15 protein-coding genes are annotated in these 19,743 nt (G+C 64.8%); 9 read left to right on the top strand and 6 right to left on the bottom strand.

Going from position 1 to position 19,743, the window contains the following annotated elements; all coding sequences use genetic code 11:
• The first annotated feature begins 1 nt into the window (after nt 1).
• On the top strand, nt 2-2,302 hold the full coding sequence (locus AC1DMG_RS00925; RefSeq protein ID WP_441611449.1) for a family 20 glycosylhydrolase: 2,301 nt from the start codon (nt 2-4) through the stop codon (nt 2,300-2,302).
• Entirely contained in the window at nt 2,299-3,372 is a 1,074-nt protein-coding gene (locus AC1DMG_RS00920) for an acyltransferase family protein (RefSeq protein WP_441602774.1), read from the top strand. Before AC1DMG_RS00925 ends, AC1DMG_RS00920 begins: the two co-directional genes overlap by 4 nt.
• A gap of 111 nt (nt 3,373-3,483) precedes the next feature.
• Here the strand turns inward: AC1DMG_RS00920 and AC1DMG_RS00915 are convergent, their stop codons facing one another.
• Together AC1DMG_RS00915 and AC1DMG_RS00910 are read right to left on the bottom strand one after the other, a co-directional pair.
• Nucleotides 3,484-4,872 (bottom strand): sensor domain-containing protein, encoded by a 1,389-nt coding sequence (locus AC1DMG_RS00915; RefSeq protein ID WP_441602775.1) that lies wholly within the window; start codon nt 4,870-4,872, stop codon nt 3,484-3,486.
• Nucleotides 4,873-4,994: 122 nt separating this feature from the next.
• The gene (locus AC1DMG_RS00910) at nt 4,995-5,504 is read right to left on the bottom strand and encodes an Lrp/AsnC family transcriptional regulator (protein WP_441602776.1); all 510 of its coding nucleotides are present in this window, start codon (nt 5,502-5,504) and stop codon (nt 4,995-4,997) included.
• A 107-nt stretch (nt 5,505-5,611) separates the two neighbouring features.
• Here AC1DMG_RS00910 and AC1DMG_RS00905 point away from each other — a divergent pair, with 107 nt between their 5' ends.
• The 3 genes from AC1DMG_RS00905 to AC1DMG_RS00895 are packed head-to-tail and all read left to right on the top strand — an operon-like array spanning nt 5,612 to nt 7,534.
• The gene (locus tag AC1DMG_RS00905; RefSeq protein ID WP_477180099.1) at nt 5,612-6,532 is read left to right on the top strand and encodes a DMT family transporter; all 921 of its coding nucleotides are present in this window, start codon (nt 5,612-5,614) and stop codon (nt 6,530-6,532) included.
• A 1-nt stretch (nt 6,533) separates the two neighbouring features.
• Nucleotides 6,534-6,830 (top strand): cupin domain-containing protein, encoded by a 297-nt coding sequence (locus tag AC1DMG_RS00900; protein ID WP_441602778.1) that lies wholly within the window; start codon nt 6,534-6,536, stop codon nt 6,828-6,830.
• Between the two features lie 20 nt (nt 6,831-6,850).
• A complete protein-coding gene (locus AC1DMG_RS00895) occupies nt 6,851-7,534 on the top strand; it encodes a glutathione S-transferase family protein (RefSeq protein WP_441602779.1) in 684 nt (227 codons plus the stop codon).
• On the opposite strand, the gene AC1DMG_RS00890 is transcribed toward AC1DMG_RS00895, so the two are convergent.
• The 4 genes from AC1DMG_RS00890 to AC1DMG_RS00875 form a co-directional block, all read right to left on the bottom strand.
• Nucleotides 7,535-8,194 carry a Pr6Pr family membrane protein gene (locus tag AC1DMG_RS00890; protein ID WP_441602780.1) on the bottom strand — a complete coding sequence of 220 codons (660 nt, stop codon included), beginning with the start codon at nt 8,192-8,194 and terminating at the stop codon, nt 7,535-7,537.
• A gap of 35 nt (nt 8,195-8,229) precedes the next feature.
• Nucleotides 8,230-8,754 (bottom strand): hypothetical protein, encoded by a 525-nt coding sequence (locus AC1DMG_RS00885; RefSeq protein ID WP_441602781.1) that lies wholly within the window; start codon nt 8,752-8,754, stop codon nt 8,230-8,232.
• Nucleotides 8,754-9,509 (bottom strand): bifunctional demethylmenaquinone methyltransferase/2-methoxy-6-polyprenyl-1,4-benzoquinol methylase UbiE, encoded by a 756-nt coding sequence (ubiE, locus tag AC1DMG_RS00880; RefSeq protein WP_441602782.1) that lies wholly within the window; start codon nt 9,507-9,509, stop codon nt 8,754-8,756. The genes AC1DMG_RS00885 and ubiE overlap by 1 nt, the downstream gene beginning before the upstream one ends.
• A gap of 494 nt (nt 9,510-10,003) precedes the next feature.
• Nucleotides 10,004-10,525: a c-type cytochrome gene (locus tag AC1DMG_RS00875; RefSeq protein ID WP_441602783.1), complete on the bottom strand. Its 522-nt coding sequence runs from the start codon at nt 10,523-10,525 to the stop codon at nt 10,004-10,006.
• Nucleotides 10,526-10,880: 355 nt separating this feature from the next.
• On the opposite strand from AC1DMG_RS00875, the gene AC1DMG_RS00870 reads away from it, so the two are divergent.
• The 4 genes from AC1DMG_RS00870 (at nt 10,881) to AC1DMG_RS00855 (ending at nt 19,541) form a co-directional block, all read left to right on the top strand.
• Complete coding sequence (locus AC1DMG_RS00870) at nt 10,881-12,155, top strand: efflux RND transporter periplasmic adaptor subunit (RefSeq protein WP_477180098.1); 1,275 nt, start codon at nt 10,881-10,883, stop codon at nt 12,153-12,155.
• A 173-nt stretch (nt 12,156-12,328) separates the two neighbouring features.
• The gene (locus AC1DMG_RS00865) at nt 12,329-15,565 is read left to right on the top strand and encodes an efflux RND transporter permease subunit (RefSeq protein WP_441602785.1); all 3,237 of its coding nucleotides are present in this window, start codon (nt 12,329-12,331) and stop codon (nt 15,563-15,565) included.
• A gap of 115 nt (nt 15,566-15,680) precedes the next feature.
• Entirely contained in the window at nt 15,681-16,202 is a 522-nt protein-coding gene (locus AC1DMG_RS00860) for an SLOG cluster 4 domain-containing protein (RefSeq protein WP_441602786.1), read from the top strand.
• Between the two features lie 210 nt (nt 16,203-16,412).
• Nucleotides 16,413-19,541, top strand: coding sequence for an efflux RND transporter permease subunit (locus AC1DMG_RS00855; protein ID WP_441602787.1), 3,129 nt, complete (start codon nt 16,413-16,415; stop codon nt 19,539-19,541).
• Nucleotides 19,542-19,743 lie beyond the last annotated feature (202 nt).

The following is a 19,743-nucleotide window of genomic DNA, read 5'->3' as shown; positions in this document are numbered from 1 at the left end:
CATGAAGAAAACATCCTGCGTACTGGCCCTCGCCCTTTGTGGTCTCTCCGCCTTCGCCCACGGCGCCACACCGGTGAACCTGATCCCGATGCCGGCGCAGCTGAGCGTGAGTGGTCAAGGATTCACCGTGACGCCGCAGACGGCCATCGTGGTCGACAGCGGCGATGCGGATGCGCGCCGCACGGCCGAGTATCTTGCCTCGCTCACGGCTCACACGCGCCATCTGCAACTCGCCGTGAAAGCGGGTGCACCCGGCGAGGGTGCCATCGTGCTCAAGCGCGATCCGCAGGCGCCGGTCGCCAACGCCGAAGGCTATACGCTGGATGTGACGCCCCAAGGCATCCGCATCACGGCGCGCGACGAAGCCGGCCTGTTCTACGGCGCCATCACCGCATGGCAGCTGATGACGCCATCGCCGGGTACCGGCGATGTGCGCGTGGAACCCGCGCATATCCGCGACGAACCACGCTTCGCGTGGCGCGGCATGATGCTGGACTCCGCGCGCCATTTCTGGACACCGGCCGAAGTGCGCACCGTCATCGATCAGATGGCGCAGCACAAACTCAACACGCTACATTGGCATCTCACGGATGACCAGGGTTGGCGCATCGAGATCAAGCGCTACCCCGAACTCACCCGCATAGGCGCCTGGCGCACGCCGCCCACGCTCGGCAAGCAGGCACCGCCGGCTCCTTACGGCGGCTTCTACACGCAGGACGACATCAAGGCCATCGTGGCCTATGCCGCCGAGCGGCATATCACCGTCGTGCCGGAACTCGATATGCCTGGTCACGCGCAGGCCGCGGTCGCTTCGTATCCGGAGCTTGGCGTCACCGGCACGCGACCGCCGGTGTCGGTGGACTGGGGTGTGAATCCTTACCTCTACAACGTCGACGATCACACGCTGCAGTTCCTGCAGAACGTGCTCGACGAAGTGATGGCCTTGTTCCCGTCCACCTATATCCATGTGGGCGGCGATGAAGCGGTCAAGGATCAATGGAAGGCGTCTGCCACCGTGCAGGCGCGCATGAAGACGCTGGGCATCAAGACCGAAGACGCGATGCAGAGCTGGTTCATCGATCAGATGGGCAAGTACCTCGCGGCCCACAATCGTCGCCTGATCGGCTGGGATGAAATCCTCGAAGGCGGCGTGCCGGCGAGTGCCACGGTGATGTCGTGGCGTGGCACGCAGGGCGCCATCGATGCGGCCAAGCTTGGCCACGATGTGGTGCTGTCGCCGGCGCCGCAGCTGTATCTCGACCAGATGCAGAGCGATCTGCCGGACGAGACCACCGGCCGCCTGCCGTCGATGTCGCTGCAGAGCTATTACGACTTCGAGGCAGTGCCCAAGGCGCTGAGCGCGGCGCAGGCGAAACACGTGCTAGGCATGCAGGCCAATCTGTGGACCGAGCATATGCCGACCATGCGGCATGTTCAGCACAACGTGTTCCCGCGCATCGCCGCCTTGTCCGAAGCGGCGTGGACGCCGGCGAAGGAACACGACTGGCACGGTTTCCTCGAGCGCATGCCGTCCCAGTTGGCGCGCTATCGCATGCAGGACATCGCATACGCCGACAGCGCATTCGCGGCGTCGATCGACACGGATCGCAATGCCGCCATCAGCAGCGGCCAGGCCAGCGTGAAGTTATCGAACCAGGCCAAGGTCGGCAGCCTGCACTACACCACCGATGGCCGCGAGCCGGATGCGTCCTCGCCGCTGTATGTGCGTCCCTTCACGGTGAAGCTGCCCACCACGATCAAGGCCGTGGCACTGGCCGCTGACGGCACGCCGCTGGCTGCCGCGCGTACGCGTGTGCTCGATCTGCCATCGCTGCGCACGCGCACCACGGGTGAGCTGGAGAACTGTCCGGGCAGCGATTTCCGCCTGCGCGTACAGCCCACGCCGGATGCCACCAGCATGGCGCCGACGTATCTGATCAACGTGTTCGACAACTGCCGCATGTATCGCGCGGCCAGGCTCGACGGTATCGCCGCCATCCGCGTGGACACCGCGAGCCTGCCGCGCAACTACGCGCTGGCGCACGAGGCCAAGCTGGTCAAGGCATATCCGTCGGCCACGCCGCAGGGCGAGCTGGTGGTGCATATGGACAGCTGCAAGGGCAAGCAGCTTGCCTCGCTCCCGTTGCCTACCGATCAGCCGGCCACGTTCACCCTGAAGGGCGCCTTGGCGAAACAGGCCGGCACGCATGACTTGTGTCTGGTGTTCACCTCGCCGATCACGGGGCCGATCTACGGTGTGGGCGCGGTGACGCTGGTGCCGGCAGATAAACCAGCACCATGAGTGATGCGCTTCGCCGCCTGCCTTCAGTTGATGCGTTGCGCGGATGTACGGTCGCACTGATGTTGCTGGTCAATGATCCCGGCGATTGGGATCACGTGTACGGGCCGCTGGAACACGCCCAGTGGCATGGTTGCACGCCGACCGACCTGGTGTTTCCGTTCTTCCTGTTCGTGGTGGGCGTCTCCATTGCGCTCGCCATCGGTCCGCGGGTGGAGCAGGGCGCCGACCAAGGGCTGCTGATGCGCGCAGCGCTGAAGCGCGGCCTGCGCATCCTGTTGCTCGGCGTGGCCATCAACCTGTTGGCATGGGCGATCATGCCGCAGGCGCACCTGCGCTTCCCTGGCGTCTTGCAACGCATCGGCGTGTGCTTCGCGGGGGCGGCTGCGTTCGCCATCTACGTCAAGCCGCGTCTGCAATGGATCACCATCGCCGCGCTGCTGCTGGGCTATTGGGTATTGCTGCTGGCGGGAGGTTCGCTGGAGCCGTTCGCCAATATCGTCAGCCGCATCGACTTCGCCATCTTCGGCCACACCGTCTATCAGATCGATCCGGTCAGCGGTCGCGGCCATGACCCGGAAGGACTGTTGGGCTGCCTGCCTTCGCTTGCCACCAGTCTGCTCGGCCTGCGTGCCGGACACTGGTTGCGCGACAAAAACATCAAGGCGCTGGCGCTGTCCGGTATCGCGTACTTGCTGCTGGGCTTCGCATGGTCGCTGCTGTTTCCGCTCAACAAGAATCTGTGGACTTCGTCGTTCGTGCTGTGGACCGCAGGTTGGGCCACGCTCGCGCTGGTGCTGTTCCATGTGCTGATTGACCAGCGCGGTTGGCCGGCCATCGGGCGACGCTTTGGCGTGAATGCCGTGACGGCCTACGGCGGTTCCGAGCTGATGCAGATCCTGCTGCTCGGCCTGGGCATTCTCGATCCCCTCTATCGTCGCGTGTTCGCCAGCTGGATCACGCCGATTGCCGGACCGTACGTGGCGTCGGTGACCTTTGCCATCGCGTTCGTGGCGCTGTGGTGGCTGATCGTCTATGCCATGGATCGGAAGAAGATCTACCTCAAGCTTTGAATACTGTGGGAGCGCACCTTGTGCGCGACAGGCGCCTCGTCGTTCCCGCTCCGTCAGGTTGTCGCGCACAGGGTGCGCTCCCACAAAAAACTCGCGGGTTACCGCGACGTCTCAGCGCGGTGAGCCGGCGCCGGCGCGCTCGCCGTCTTCGGGCAGGTCGTTTGGCAGCGCCACGCGCACGCGGTTGCCGCCCTCCTTCTTCACCTGATACATCGCCGCGTCGGCCGCGCGGGTGAGGTCGCGCGAGGTGTGCCCATGCCGCGGATAAGTCGCCACACCCACGCTGGTCGATGCGTGCAGCGTGCGATCCGCCAGCTGGAATGGCTGGTTGATCGCGGCCCGCAGTTTCTCCGCCACCTGGATGCTGTCGGCCACCGATTGCAGTCGGCACAGCAGCACCACGAATTCGTCGCCACCCATGCGACCCACCACATCGCCTTCGCGCAGATGGCCACGGATGCGCTGCGCCACTTCGCACAGCAGCAGGTCGCCGGTGTGGTGGCCGTAGCGGTCGTTCACCTGCTTGAACTTGTCCAGGTCGATATAGAGCAGGGCGAGATTGCCGCCGAAGCGCGACACGTTCTCCAGCGCCGCCTCGAATTGCTGGTGGAAGAGGTCGCGATTGGCCAGGTCGGTCAGCGGATCGTGTCGCGCGATGTGATGCAGCCGCTGCTCTGCCTGCTTGCGTTCGATTGCCGCCGCGACCTGGGTGGAAACGAATTGCAGCAGCTCCTTGTCGGTTTCCGTATAGCGCGTCGCGTCCGAATAACTCTGCACAACAAGTGCACCCACTGCGGCGCCCTGCGAGCACAGCGGCACGCCCAGCCAGTGCAAGGCGTCAGTGCCGATCACCGGCAGCGATGGGTCGGTCGGCGTGCCAGGCGTGACCAGCAAGGCCTGTCCGGTACGGATCAGTTGCGCGGTCAACGTGCCCGAATCGATGCTTTGGGCGGGCGGCGCCTCGTCGCGTTCGTCGACGAAATACGGAAAACTCAGTTCGGCGTGCAAGGGGTCGTACAGCGCCACGAAGAAATTGTTCGCGGGCAGCAGTGCACCGACGATGCGGTGAATCTCTTCATACAGCGCCGGCAGGTTGTCTGCGGTGTGCGCAGCTTCGGAAATCGCGTGCAGCGCGGCCGTCATCGATTCGGCGCGCTTGAGCGCGGTGATGTCGCGCGCCACCGCAATGCGCACCTGGTCGGCCTCGGACCAGCGCGCCGACCACATGATGTGCACGACCGTGCCGTCCTTGCGGATATAGCGGTTCTGGAAGTGCGACTGCGGCTGGCCGGACATGATGGCGGCGGCCACCTCGATGGTGGCCTGGCGGTCGTCCGGGTGCACCAGCTCGATCATGCGCTTGCCGAGCACTTCCTCCGGCTTGTAACCGAAGATGCGCTCGTAGGACGCACTGACGAAGACGTAGCGCCCCTCCATGTCCACGACACAGATGGCATCCCACAGGAGATCCATGATCTTGTTGAGGAAGTCGGGTTCCATGGGACGCGTTCGGCAGGCTAGGGCTGGCTCGGAGCTGGCGGTATGCCACTCTCAGGCAAGATGCGTGCCGCTACGGTGATCATGGCGCCAACGTCCTCCTCCCAGCGCGCCGGTGCCGGACGCTAGTCGTCCAGCAGCGCCCGGCCAGCATTCCACATCGTGCGGGTCAGTGGTCGGTTCTCGTGCGGGGTCTGCAGCACGACGAGCGTGGTGGTGCTGATGCTGGCGTGGATCTTCAGCAGCCGGTCCAGCACGGTTTCCAGGTGCTGGATGGACATGGCCACCACACGCAGCAGGGCCGAGTCCTCGCCCGCCAGGCGGCGGCAATCGAGCACTTCGGGGATGTCCGCCACCAGCACGCCCACCCGGGCGCAGATGCCGCCATCGCAGCGCAGACGGATCATGGCGTCGATCTCATAACCGAGCTTGCGGGGATTGAGCACGGCGCGGTAACCGGAAATCACGCCGGCTTCCTCCAGCCGCTTCACCCGCTCGGCCACGGCCGGTGGTGAGAGTTTCACCTTGCGTCCGAGCTCGGCGTAACCCAGGCGGGCGTCCTGCTGGAGGGCCTCCAGCAGCAACCAATCCGTGGCGTCCCAGATCGGTTTCGATTCAAAGGTGACTGCGTTCATAGACATTTCGTTCGTTGGCGAAACATCACCATCCTACGCTGATTCATCATTCAAGCGCAGCACGGCAAAACTTACGATGCGCAGTATTCCCCACCCGGATCAAGTCCATGCAAACCCCGGAACGCCTCGATGGGCGCGCGCTGGTTTTTATCGGCATCGCGCTGCTTACCTGGTCGTCGGCCTATGCCGCGATCGCCTATGCGCTGGCTTCGTTCACCCCGGGCGAGGTGGCGCTGGCGCGCCTGGCCATCGGTGCGCTGTGTTTCGCCGCCCTGCTGGTGGTGAAAAAAGTGCCGATGCCTGACAGGCGCGACTGGCCGCAACTGACGCTGCTCGGCGTGATCGGCCTCACCGTGTACCACTTGTGCCTCAATACGGCCGAAACCCGCGTGGCCAGCGGCACCGCCGCCATCTTGATCTCACTTGTGCCCGCGACAACGGCGGCCTTGTCGGCGATCTGGCTGCGCGAACGCCTGTCGCCACGCACGCTGACCGGACTGGGCATCGCGCTGGTGGGCGTGGTGGTGGTCGTGCTGACCAGCGGCAAGGACGTGAAGATCGAACCCATGTCGGCCCTGGTGCTGGTCAGCGTGGTGGCGTGCTCGATCTTCTTCGTGTGGCAAAAGCCGCTATTCGCGCGCAACACCATGCTTGGCGTCACGGGTTTCACCTTCTTCGTCGGTGCTCTCGCCTCGCTGCCGTTTGGCCTGCATCTGCCGCAGGCACTGATGCATGCCCCGGCATCGCATATCGGTGCGCTGTTGTGGCTGGGCATTGCGCCCACCTTCATCGGCTATATCGCGTGGAACGCCGCCCTGCAGCGCGCGCCTGCCTCGCAGGTGAGCAGCTTCATCTATTTCTCGCCGCCGATCGCTGTGTTGATCGGTTGGGTCTGGCTGGGCGAGCGCCCGACGCTGCTGACCCTGGTGGGCGGCGTGATCACGGTGGGTGGCGTGGTGCTCGCCAATGCCCGCCGCCGCGCGCCGGTAAGCGCGCCGGTGGTGGCCGCGCCGGCCAAGCAGCACTGAGGTGGCGCCGCTCCGCTTGGCCGATGTCGCCGCCCAGCTGCCCCAGGCCTGGTCCTCAAGCGTGCTCGCCAGCTTCGGCAACGCGCGCCTGAAGCTGCTGCGCATGGACGAGCGGTCTTACCCGGAAGAAAGCCACGACTACGACGAAGCCCTGCTGGTGCTCGACGGCGTGATGGTGCTGCGCATCCACGGCGAGGTGCTGCGGGTGGAAGCGGGCGAACTGTATGTGGTTCCGGCGGGCATGCCGCACAGTGTGGAGGGCGGCAGTCGCGGTACGCTGCTGATCATCGACACCTGATCAGCGCTGCCGGAGCCGCCGTGACCACGCTCTATATCGCCAACAAGAATTACTCGTCGTGGTCGCTGCGTCCCTGGGTCTTGATGACCCAGCTGGGCATCCCGTTCGAAGAACAGCTGCACGTGTTCGGCGAAGGCTCCAACTGGGATGTGTTTCGCCAGTTTTCACCGAACGGGCGCGTGCCCTGCCTGCACGACGGCGACACCGTCGTGTGGGATTCGCTGGCCATCATTGAGTATCTCGCCGAGCGTCACGCCGGCGTCTGGCCATCCCGACCCGATGCGCGCACCTGGGCTCGTTGTGCCTCGGCAGAAATGCACGCGGGCTTCAGCACGCTGCGCAATGCCTGCGGCATGAGTTGCGGCGTTCGCGTGCGGCTGCATGCGGTCGATGCTGCGCTGAAGGCGGACATCGCGCGCATCAATGAATTGTGGAACGAGGGCCTGGCGCGCTTCGGCGGTCCTTTCCTCGCAGGCGATGCTTTCACGGCTGTCGATGCGTTCTTCGCGCCGGTGGTGTTTCGCATTCAAAGCTACGACATTCCGACGGACGGCGCAGCGACCGCGTATGTCCATCGCATGCTCGCGCTGCCAGCGATGCGCCAGTGGTACACCGCCGCACTGGCCGAGCCGTGGCGCGATCACGCGCACGAGGCGGAAACGCGTCTGTACGGCGATGTGGTCGACGACTTTCGAACGGGCTGATCAGGCCACTTCGGCGGCGGCGTGCCGTTGTCGGCGCGCCTGCCATCGACCGGCGGCCACGAGCAGCAAGGCGACCACGATGAAGGCCGCCAGCACGCCGATCGCATCGATCAGCACCTGCGCATAACCCAGCGCGCGCACGTCGAGGAACGGATAGGGATACCAACCGTTCACCGCGCCACGCAGCAGCACGTAGAAGAAATACCCGGCGGGATAGCTCTGCCACACCAGCACCTGCGACCAACGCAGTCCGCCCTTGGGCACCGCCAGCCACCAGTAGCCGACATACAGCAGCGGCATGGCGTCATGCACGATCACATCCGCCCCCAGCAACCAGCCCGACGGGCTCCACAACTGACGCAGCATCAGGTTGTAGATGGCGCTGACGATCACGATGCTCATCGCCGCCGCCGTCTGCACGCCGGGCCGCGACAGGAACACGCCGAGCCGACTGCGTGGGCCGGTAGCTGCCGCGGTCAATACGCTGGTGGCCAGCAGGTTGGAGAGAATCGTGTAGAAGCCGAGAAACAGCCACACGCCTTCCAGCGCCGTACCGCCGTTGCCCTGGGTCAGGCGGATCGAGAACCACAGCTGTAGCGCCAGGCCGAACCAGCCGAGCAGGGCGGCGAACAGGGCGAGCGGGCGATAGGGCTGCAGCACGGTGTCAATCTCAGGGCGACGCAGCGGCCGTGGCACTAGGCGAAGCCGTTGGTTTTCAGCTGTGAGAACTGCTGGGTTTCCGGGTCATAAAGCACACCCCAGAAATGATTCCCGCCGTCACAGACGATGATGGGCTCGGGCTCTGCCTCTGCCTGAAAAGGAGTGCCAGTGCTTTTGCTCGCAATGTGAGCAACCTTGGCCGGTTTCTCTTTCGGTACTGCGGCGTTGACGTAAATAAAGCGATGGCCGTCGACGATCACACCAAGATATTGCCGAAAGGAAGCCGTCCGATCGCCGATGGATGGGGATATGCCCTGTTGCGTCGCGAGTGTGGCCAATTGGGGAAGCTGGGATTCCAATTCGAGCAACTGGGCAGTCGTAGGCGTCCAGGCTCCAGTGGCATGCGGGGTGTCACGCGAGCACTGCTTCATGGTCGCGTTGAGCGCAGAGACCGGAAGCAACTCGAATCGCTGCTCCTCGGTTGCCCATAGCCTGGGCATGACCAACAGCAGTGGGAGCGCGGCGGCCAGGAGCACCTTGGTGCGAGCCGCCGCAAACATCAGAACTTGTAACCGCGATGAATGGCGACGATGCCGTTGCTGAGGTTGCGCACGTCCACGCGGCCGAAGCCGGCGCGCTCCATCATGCCCTTCAGCGTCTGCTGGTCCGGATGCTTGCGGATCGATTCGGCCAGGTACTGGTAGCTGTCCGCGTCGCCGGCAAACAGCTGGCCGAGCTTGGGCAGCACCTTGAAGGAGTGGAAGTCGTAAAGCTTGCTGAAGAGCTCGCTCTGCACGCGCGAGAATTCCAGCACCAGCGCACGACCACCAGGCTTGAGCACGCGGCAGATATCCGCCAGCGCCTTGTCCTTGTCGGTGACGTTGCGCAGGCCGAAGGCCATGGTCACCGCATCGAAGCTGTTGTCCGGAAACGGCAGGGCTTCGGCGTTGAGCTGGGTCCAGCGCAGGCCCGACACCAGGCCGCGATCGGTCATGCGATCGCGACCCACGCCCAGCATGGCCGCATTGATGTCGCCCACGATGATCTCGCCGTCGGCGCCCACCACCGGCTTGAGCAGGGCGGCGATGTCGCCGGTACCGCCGGCCAGGTCGAGCACGCGATCGCCGCGGCGCACGCCGCTGATGGCGACGAAGTGGCGCTTCCACAGGCGATGGATGCCGAACGACATCAGGTCGTTCATCAGGTCATAGCTGCTCGCGACCGAAGTGAACACCTGGCCGACTAGCTTCTGCTTGTCGGCGACAGGGACGTCGCGGAAACCGAAATGGGTGGTGTTGGGGGACTGGTCGTTCATGGGGTAATGGTAGCGGATTGGGGTTGGGCTTCGTCGTGTGGGACGTCTGCTTTGCTCCCTCTCCCCGCCGGGGAGAGGGCTGGGGTGAGGGGCGGGTGCTCGCGGGAACGTGTCTATTCGTCGTCCCGGCGAAAGTCGGAAGCGCACCTGTGCGCGACCAGCCTACGGAGCGGTAGACCCCAGCGCTGCGGTCGCGCACAAGGTGCGCTCCTACAAGTGTGCGCCCGGGCCCGTGGGTGACGGCCTGCTCTTTGTGGGAGCGCACCCTGTGCGCGACGAACCTACGGAGCGATACACCGCGGCGTGGCCGTCGCGCACAGGGTGCGCTCCCACAGACAAGCGGGCAGGACGGTGGCTGAAGGGCTGAGGCCGATGCGCAGCAAGAGAATGCGGCCCTCACCACACCCAAGTGCACACCACACAAAAGAAAAACGCCGCCCAGCGGCGGCGTTTTCCCAACATCCAAATTCTTGCGACTACCGACAGCGAAGCGCTTACTTCGCCTGATCCACAATCCAATGCACCGCCGCCTTCACCTGCTCATCGGTCAGCGCCGGATTGCCGCCCTTGGCCGGCATCATGTTGCCATCCGGGCCCTTGTAGCCGTCGATGGCATGCTTGACCAGGGTGTCGATGCCCTCGGCCACGCGCGGACCCCAGTTGGCCTTGTCGCCCAGTTTGGGCGCACCGGCGACGCCGGCGGTGTGGCAGGCGTGGCAGAGGTTGTCGTAGATGGTCTTGCCGTCGGTGCTGCCGCCGTAGGCCACTTGCGAGGCGGCAGCCTTGGCGGCGGCTTCCTGCGCGGCCTGCATGGCGGCGCGGCCGGTGTCGCCGGCGTAAACCGCACCGGCCGGCGCGATGCGGGCCTGGGTTTGTGCGGTGGTCTGGGGATTTATTTCCTTCGGCTCGTGGTCGTAGATCCACCAGGCGCCGCCGATCAGCAACAGGGTCAATACACTCAGGCCCGCGATCAGCATGGAAAAGCTGCGCATGAAGCTCTGGTCGGACTTCGTCATGGAACCGCTCACGCAATGACTCCAATTCAATGGACAGATCAATGGACAGCCGAAGAGGCCGGATTAGCTATGGTTCAGGCAACAATTAGCCGAGTATAGACGAAGGCCGCGGCAAGTTTCAGTCGGGTCGGGCGGACAACGTGTCGCGCCCGAATAAGCCCTGATTTCATGCAAGTTTCGTCATTTGGACGCGATACGCTTGGAAAACCCTGCCATCGGTCATGGGGCACCCCTGTCAACTGGCATTGTCTATTTTCGTTGATCTGACCCTATCCTTTCACTCGACACATAGGTCAGGCGCGCGGAGCGCACCGGTGGGGTCGGGTGGCCTGTCTTTCATTCTGGGAGTTTTTTCATGTCGCGTTTTTGGAAGATCGCGCTGATCGTTGTGGCCGTGATCGTGGTGGGAGCCGTGGGCTTCCGTCTGCTGCATAAGCCCGCTGCCGAGGAAGGCGCACAGGGTCAGCACCGCGGTCAGCACAAGGGACAGGGACAGGCCGACGGCGATGCCTCGGACAAGGACAAGGATAAGGACGCCGCACCGGTGCCGGTGACGGTGGAGCCGGTGCTCAAGCAGGATGTGCCGGTCTACCTGACCGCGCTGGGCACGGTTCAGGCGCTCAACACCGTCACCATCAATCCGCAGATCAGCGGCCAGATGCTGAGCATCAACTTCAAGGAAGGCCAGGAAGTGAAGAAGGGCGACCTGCTGGCGCAGATCGACCCGCGTCCGTTCCAGGCCGCCTACGACCAGTCCACTGCCAAGCAGCAGCAGGACGAGGCGCAGCTTTCCACCGCGCAGAGCACGCTCAAGCGCAACGACGCGCTGGTGGCCCAGGGCTATGTGGCGCAGCTGGACATGGACACCTTCCGCAACAACGTGGCCAATCTCGCCGCGATGGTGTCGGCCGACAAGGCCGCCGTGCGCGCCGCCAAGGTCAACCTCGACTACACCCACATCGTCTCGCCGATTGACGGCGTGGCCGGCATCCGCAACGTGGATCCGGGCAATGTGGTCACCACCACCACCGCGGTGGTGACGCTCACCCAGATCCATCCGATCTATGTGATGTTCACCCTGCCGGAGCAGAACCTGGAGATGGTGCGCGCTGCCGCCGCCTCGGGCGATCCGCTGGAAGTGCTGGCGCTGGACCGCTCCGACGCGCACACCATTGCGGACGATGGCACGCTCAACGTGGTCGACAACCAGATCGACACCACCACCGGCACGATCAAGCTGCGCTCGGTGTTCCAGAACGCCAAGAGCGAGCTGTGGCCGGGCCAGTTCGTCAATACGCGCCTGAAGGTGCGCACCGTGAAGGGCGGCCTGGTGATCCCGGCGCAGGCGGTGCAGCGCGGTCCGGATGGCGACTACGTGTACCTGGTGCAGCAGGACCAGACGGTCAAGATGAACCCGGTCAAGGTGGCCGGTGAAGTGGGCGACAGCCACGTGATGATCGGTTCGGGCCTGGCGCTCAACGATCTGGTGGTGACCGAAGGCCAGTTCCGCCTCAAGCCGGGCAGCAAGGTCAAGGCGCTCAAGCCGGGTGAAGTGCCGGCAGCGCCGACCGCGGCCGAGATGGACAAGGCCAAGAAGAACGCCAAGCAGGGCGGCCGCCGCGGCGGCTGATTTGAGAGGGGCGAGGGGTGGGTGGCGAGGGCGCGACAACCGGGCCCATCGCCACTCATGAAGGCTGGCGAGCAGTTCGGGTTTGCGCCCTCGCTACTCGCTGCTAACCCCTTCAGCAACGACACGGGGCGCCGCAGGACAGGCACCCGCCACACACATCGACGGCTAACCCCATGGGCTTCTCCACACTCTTCATTCGCCGACCGATCGCCACCTCGCTGTTGATGGTGGCGGTGCTGTTGCTCGGCATCCTCGGCTACCGCGAGCTGCCGGTGTCGGCGCTGCCCGAGATCGACGCGCCCAGCCTGGTCGTGACCACGCAATATCCGGGCGCCAGCGCATCGACCATGGCGTCCCTGGTCACCACGCCGCTGGAACGCAATTTCGGCCAGATTTCCGGCCTCGCCATGATGACCTCCGACTCGTCGGCGGGTCTGTCCACCATCGTGCTGCAGTTTGCGATGGACCGCGATATCGATATCGCGGCGCAGGACGTGCAGGCGGCCATCAACCAGGCGCGCGGCACGCTGCCGAGCACGCTGCCGTATCCGCCGGTGTACAACCGCGTGAATCCGGCCGACGCGCCGATCATCACGCTCAAGCTCACCTCCGACAGCCTGCCGCTGCGCGAAGTGAACAACTACGCCGACTCCATCCTCGCGCAGAAGCTCTCGCAGGTGCAGGGCGTGGGCCTGGTGTCGATTGCGGGCAACGTGCGCCCGGCCGTGCGCGTGCAGGTCAATCCGTCGCAGCTGGCCAACCTCGGCCTCACCATGGAGGACGTGCGCAGCTCGCTCACCGAGGCCAACGTGAACGCGCCCAAGGGCACGCTCAACGGCGCCACGCAGTCCTACAGCATCGGCACCAACGACCAGCTGGCCGATGCGGCCGAATACAAAGACACCATCATCGCGTACAAGAACAACGCGCCGGTGCGACTGTCGGACGTGGCCAACGTGATCGACGGCGTGGAGAACGACCAGCTCGCCGCCTGGGCCAATGGCAAGCCCGCCGTGCTGCTCGACATCCGTCGCCAGCCGGGCGCGAACATCGTGCAGACGGTGGAGCAGATCCGCAACATCCTGCCGCAGCTGCGCGCCGTGTTGCCGGCGGACGTCCATCTGGATGTGTTCGCCGACCGCACCATCACCATCCGCGCCTCGGTCGAAGACGTGCAGTTCACCCTGATCCTCACCATCTTCCTGGTGGTGGCGGTGATCTTCGTGTTCCTGCGTCGCCTGTGGGCCACCATCATTCCGTCGGTGGCGGTGCCGTTGTCGCTGATGGGTACGTTCGGCGTGATGGCCTTCACCGGCATGTCGCTGGACAACCTCTCGCTGATGGCGCTCACCGTAGCCACCGGCTTCGTGGTGGACGATGCGATCGTGATGATCGAGAACATCGTGCGCTACATCGAGCAGGGCAAGGACGGCAAGGAAGCGGCCGAGATCGGTGCGAAGGAAATCGGCTTCACCGTGCTGTCGTTGACGGTGTCGCTGATCGCGGTATTCCTGCCGCTGCTGCTGATGCCGGGCGTCACCGGTCGCCTGTTCCACGAATTCGCCTGGGTGCTCACCATCGCGGTGGCCATCTCGATGCTGGTGTCGTTGACGCTGACGCCGATGATGTGCGCCTACCTGCTCAAGCCCGACGCGCTGCCCGAGGGCGACGACGCGCACGAGCGCCACGCCGCCGCCGGCAAGAAAACCTGGTGGACGCGAACGGTCAACGTGTACGAGAGCTCGCTGGACTGGGTGCTCGGCCACCAGCGCTTCACCCTGTTGGTTGCAGCGGCGGCAGTCGTGCTCACCGTGTTCCTCTACGTCGTGATTCCGAAGGGCTTGTTGCCCGAGCAGGACACGGGCCTGGTCACCGGCGTGGTGCAGGCCGACCAGAATGTGGCGTTCCCGCAGATGGAAGTGCGCACCAAGGCCGTCGCCGATGCATTGCGTCGCGACAAGGCCGTGACAGGCGTGGCTGCCTTCATCGGCGCCGGTTCGATCAACCCGACGCTCAACCAGGGCCAGCTCAGCATCGTGCTGAAGGATCGCGGCGACCGCGACGGCCTGGACGAGGTGCTGGCGCGACTGCAGAAGGAAGCGGCCGGCATTCCGGGCGTGGAGCTGTACCTCAAGCCCGTGCAGGACGTGACGCTGGATAGCCGCGTATCGGCCACCGAGTACCAGTACTCGATGTCCGACGTGAACGCGACCGAGCTCTCCGGCTACGCCAACCAGATGACGCAGGCGCTGCGCGAACTGCCCGAGCTGGCCGACGTCGACAACAACCTCGCCGACCAGGGTACCTCGCTCAAGCTCACCATCGATCGCGAAAAGGCCAGCCGCCTGGGCGTGCCGGTGCAGACCATCGACGACACGCTGTACGACTCGTTCGGCCAGCGCCAGATCTCCACCATCTTCACCCAGCTCAACCAGTACCGCGTGGTGCTCGAAGTGGCGCCGCAGTTCCGCACCAGCACCGCGCTGCTCAACCAGCTCACGGTCAAGAGCAATGGCAGCGGCGCGCTGACCGGCAGCAATGCCACCGCGTTCGGCCAGGTGGCCTCGAGCAACTCGTCCACCAGCACGGGTCTGGGCGTGGCCAATACCGGCGTGATCATCGGTGGCGGCGGCACCATTCCGCTGGCTTCGCTGGCCACGGCTCAAGTGACCACGGCGCCGCTGGTGGTGAGCCATCAGCAGCAGTTGCCGGCGGTGACGGTGTCGTTCAACCTCGCGCCGGGTTATTCGCTGTCCGAGGCGGTGGATGCGATTCGTGGGGTCGAGCAGAAGCTCAACTTCCCGCCGCAGGTGCGTGGCCAGTTCATCGGCAAGGCGGCGGAGTTCTCCACCTCGCTCACCAATGAAGTGCTGTTGCTGGTTGCCTCCATCGTGGTGATCTACATCGTGCTGGGCGTGCTGTACGAGAGCTACATCCACCCGCTGACCATCATCTCGACCCTGCCGCCGGCCGGCGTGGGTGCGTTGCTGGCGCTCATCCTGTGCGATATGAGCCTGTCGGTGGACGGCATCGTGGGTATCGTGCTGCTGATCGGTATCGTGAAGAAGAACGCGATCATGATGATCGACTTCGCGATCGAGGCGCAGCGCGACGGCATGAATCCGCGCGAGGCGATCCGTCGCGCGTGTCTGCTGCGCTTCCGCCCGATCATGATGACCACGGCAGCGGCCATGCTCGGTGCATTGCCGCTGGCGCTGGGCAATGGCATCGGCGCGGAACTGCGCCGTCCGCTGGGCGTGTCCATCGTCGGCGGCCTGCTCTTGTCGCAGTTGGTGACGCTGTACACCACGCCGGTGATCTATCTCTACATGGAACGCTTCGCCGACTGGCTGAAGGAGCGTCGCGAACAGCGCGCGCTGGCGCGTGCGCAGACGCGAGGCGCCATGTAATGGCAACCACGCCGATCCGGCACCTGCCGGGTCGGCGGCAAAACCACGAAAGGGGCGCGGCCGGGATGGCGCGCCCCTTTTCGTTGTGCAATTTCCCCAGGTCCGGAGTGACGACATGAGCAAACTGAGAAAGCCGCAGGTCTGCGTGCTGGGCAGCGCCGAACCGGGCTCGCAGGCCTATGAGCTGGCCGGTCAGGCAGGCGAGCTGTTGGCGAGATCAGGTATCACCGTGGTCAGCGGTTGCGGCAGTCCCGCCACGCGGCACGCGGCGCAGCGAGCCATCGACTCGGGCGGACTGGTCCTGAGCATCATTCCGGCCGATGCGATGCCAGAGGACGACTGGCCCGCCAGCGTAGTCATTCCCTGCGGCATGGGCGACGCGCGCAACCTGTTGATGGCGTTGGCGGGAGACGCCTGCCTGGTGATCGGCGGACGCGCCGGCACGATCTCCGAAGTGTGCCTGGCCTGGCTGCATCATCGTCCGCTGCTGCCGTTGACCGGTTGCGGCGGCTGGTCAGACGGGCTGCTGCAGAACCCGCCCGACGAGCGCGGCAATTCGCCCATCCTGCCGTGGGATTCCATGGCCGCGCTCAAAGCGCAGCTGCAATCCCTGAGACTCCTGCATTTAGACGTCTAATACCGATTGACTTCCAGCCACCTGCGCCGGAATGACGGCGAGGAGATATTCCGTCGATCCACGCTCAAACGGCTTCAACCAAACCGACCGTCATGCGTTCTTGCGTTAATGTGCGGTATATACGTACCTTCGTGCGCGCGCCTCCTCAGTGGTGTGCGGCTTCTTTGAATTCCTTCGCGCCCCGCGCGTCGTACCTGGTTTCCTGACGGCATGAACATTTCCGGTCCTTTCATTCGCCGCCCGATCGGTACCTCGTTGCTGGCCATGGGCGTCTTCGCCGTAGGCCTGATCTGCTACGCGCTGCTTGGCGTGGCCGCGTTGCCGAATATGCAGTTCCCGGTGATCTTCGTGCAGGCCAGCCAGGCCGGCGCCAGCGCCAGCACCATGGCCTCCACCGTGGCTGCGCCGCTTGAGCGCCACCTCGGCCAGGTGCCGGGCATCGACACCATGCGCTCGTCCAGCTCGCTGGGCAGCACGCAGGTGTTCCTGATGTTCGAGGCGGGTCGCAATCTCGACTCGGCAGCGCGCGACGTGCAGGCGGCGATCAATGCCGCGCAGTCGGACCTGCCCAGCGGACTCAATGCGCCGCCGAGCTACCAGAAGGCCAACCCCAACGACGATCCGATCATCGCCTTCGCACTGACCTCGGAAACGCAGTCGGCGCGCGAGCTCTACGACATCGCCGATTCGCTGCTCGCGCAGCGCATTCGCCAGCTCGAAGGCGTGTCGGAAGTGGACATCCTCGGCGCTGCGACACCGGCCATCCGCGTCGACGTCAACCTGCGCCAGCTCAACGCGCTGGGCCTCTCGCCGGACCAGCTGCGCAATGCGCTCACCGCGGCCAACGTGACCTCGCCGCAGGGCTTCCTGTCCGACGGCAAGACCACCATGGCGGTGACCGCCAACGATTCGCTGCACAACGCGGCCGACTTCGCCAGCCTGGTGATCGCCTCCAACAACGGCACGCCGGTGCGCTTGTCCGACGTGGCGAAGGTGTACGACGGCCTGCAGGACGCGTATCAGGCGGCGTGGTTCCAGGGCAAGCCGGCGATCCTGATGTACGTGTATCGCCAGTCCACCGCCAACATCATCGGCACGGTGGATCGCGTCAAAGATGCGGTGCCGCTGCTGCGCGATTACCTGCAGCCCGGCACCACGCTGACGCCGTACTTCGACGGCACACCCACCATCCGCGCCTCGCTGCATGAAGTGCAGGCCACTCTGCTGATCAGCCTGTTGATGGTGATGCTGACCATGGCGCTGTTCCTGCGCCGGCTGGCGCCCACCCTGATCGCCACGGCGGCGGTGCCGTTGTCGCTCGCTGGTGCGGCGATGGTGATGTATGTGCTGGGCTTCACCCTCAACAACCTCACCTTGCTGGCGCTGGTGATTGCGATCGGCTTCGTGGTGGACGATGCGATCGTGGTGATCGAGAACATCGTGCGCCACATCGACCAGGGCATGACGCGGATGGAGGCGGCGCTGGCGGGCGCCAAGGAGATTGGCTTCACCATCGTCTCCATCACCGCGTCGCTGGTAGCGGTGTTCCTGCCGCTGTTGTTCATGAGCGGCATCACCGGCCTGTTCTTCAAGGAATTCACCATCACGCTGGTAGCGGCGATCATCGTTTCGGCGTTGGTCTCGCTCACGCTCACCACCTCGCTGTGCGGCCAGTTCCTCAGCGGCCACGAGCAGGACAAGCCGACCACGAAGGTGGGCGTGGCCTTGGAGAAATTCCAGGCCGGCATGCTCGGCGTGTACTCGCGCTGCCTGAAGTTCTCGATCAAGCACGCGCTGGCGTTCTCGCTGACCCCGCTGGTGCTGATCGCCATCACCATCCTGTTGTTCGGCCAGGTGAAGACCGGCCTGTTCCCGCCGCAGGACACTGGCCTTATCCGTGGCCGCGCCACCTCCGGCGCCACCGTGTCGTTCCAGGATGCGGTGGCCCGCCAGCAGCGCCTGATCGACATGCTCAAGAAGGACCACGACGTGGCGCGCGTGGGCTCGCGTCTGGGCACGAGCCGCCAGGGTTCCTCGGGCACCTTCGACATCGAATTGAAGACGCATGCGCAAGGCCGCAAGGACGATACGTTTGCCGTGCTGGCGCGCCTGAGCGCCAAGGCGGCGCGCTACCCGGATCTCAATGTACGACTGCGTCCCATCCAGGATCTGCCGAGTTTCGGCGGTGGCGGCGGCACCAGCCAGGGCGCGCAGTATCAGGTGTCGCTGCAGGGCGACAATCCCGAAGAGCTCACCTTGTGGCTACCCAAACTCGTCGCCGAGCTGAAAAAGAATCCCAAGCTCAAGGACGTGGGCAGTGATGTCGACGACGCCGGCCTGCAGCAGAACATCGTGATCGATCGCGACAAGGCCGCGCGTCTTGGCGTGGGCATCGGGACCATCGATGGCGCGCTGTACAACGCGTTCGGCCAGCGCCAGATCAGCACGATTTATTCCGACCTCAACCAGTACAAGGTGGTCGTCAACGCGTTGCCGAATCAGACGGCCACGCCGGCGGCCATCGATGCAGTCTACGTGGCCAGCACCAACGGCAAGATGGTGCCGCTCACGGCGTTCGCGCAACAGGTGCCAGGCCTCGCGCCGACCCAGATCTCGCACGAAAACCAGTACACCGTGATGAGCATGAGCTTCAATCTCGCGCCCGGCGTGAGCATGGGCGAGGCCTTGGAGATCATCCAGCAGACTGGCTCGCAGATGCGCCTGCCGGGTGACATCCGCATCAATATCGGTGGCGATTTCCGCCGCTTCCAGCAATCGCAGAGCGGCATGCTATGGCTGCTGCTGGGCGCGGTGGTCACCGTCTACATCGTGCTGGGCATGCTGTATGAGAGCCTGATCCATCCGGTGACCATCCTCTCCACGCTGCCCGCGGCAGGTGTCGGCGCGTTGCTGGCGCTGTGGTACACGGATACCGAGCTGTCGGTGATCGCGCAGATTGCGCTGGTCTTGTTGATCGGCATCGTCAAGAAGAACGCGATCATGATGATCGACTTTGCCCTCGTGTCGCGGCGCGAACATGGCCTGAGTCCGGCAGAGGCGGCCTATGAAGCGAGCATGGTGCGCTTCCGCCCGATCATGATGACGACGATGGTGGCGATTCTTGCCGCTGTGCCGATCGCGATCGGCCTGGGCGAGGGTTCGGACCTGCGTCGCCCGCTGGGTATCGCCTTGATCGGCGGCCTGCTGATTTCGCAAAGCCTGACCCTGCTCAGCACGCCGGCGCTGTATGTGATTTTCTCCTGCCTGGCCGATCGCTACTCCGCGTGGCGTGCACGGCGTCGTGCGCCCAAGCGTCATCCGGCCGTCGAGGGCGTCTGATCAAACGCATTCCTGTGGGAGCGCACCCTGTGCGCGACTGCGGCGGCGCAGAATCCGCGCTCCGTCGCCGGTCGCCCACAGGGTGGCCTCCCACAAAAAAACCTCGCCGCACCATACGTTTGCGCATGGCTACACCCCCACGCTTTCGCCCCTTCCGCGAAATCGTGACAATGAGGGGCTTTCGTCCGCCCGTTTCGACCCC

This window comes from Dyella sp. 01N36 (assembly GCF_056399745.1).
This window is presented reverse-complemented; position numbering and strand designations above follow the sequence as displayed.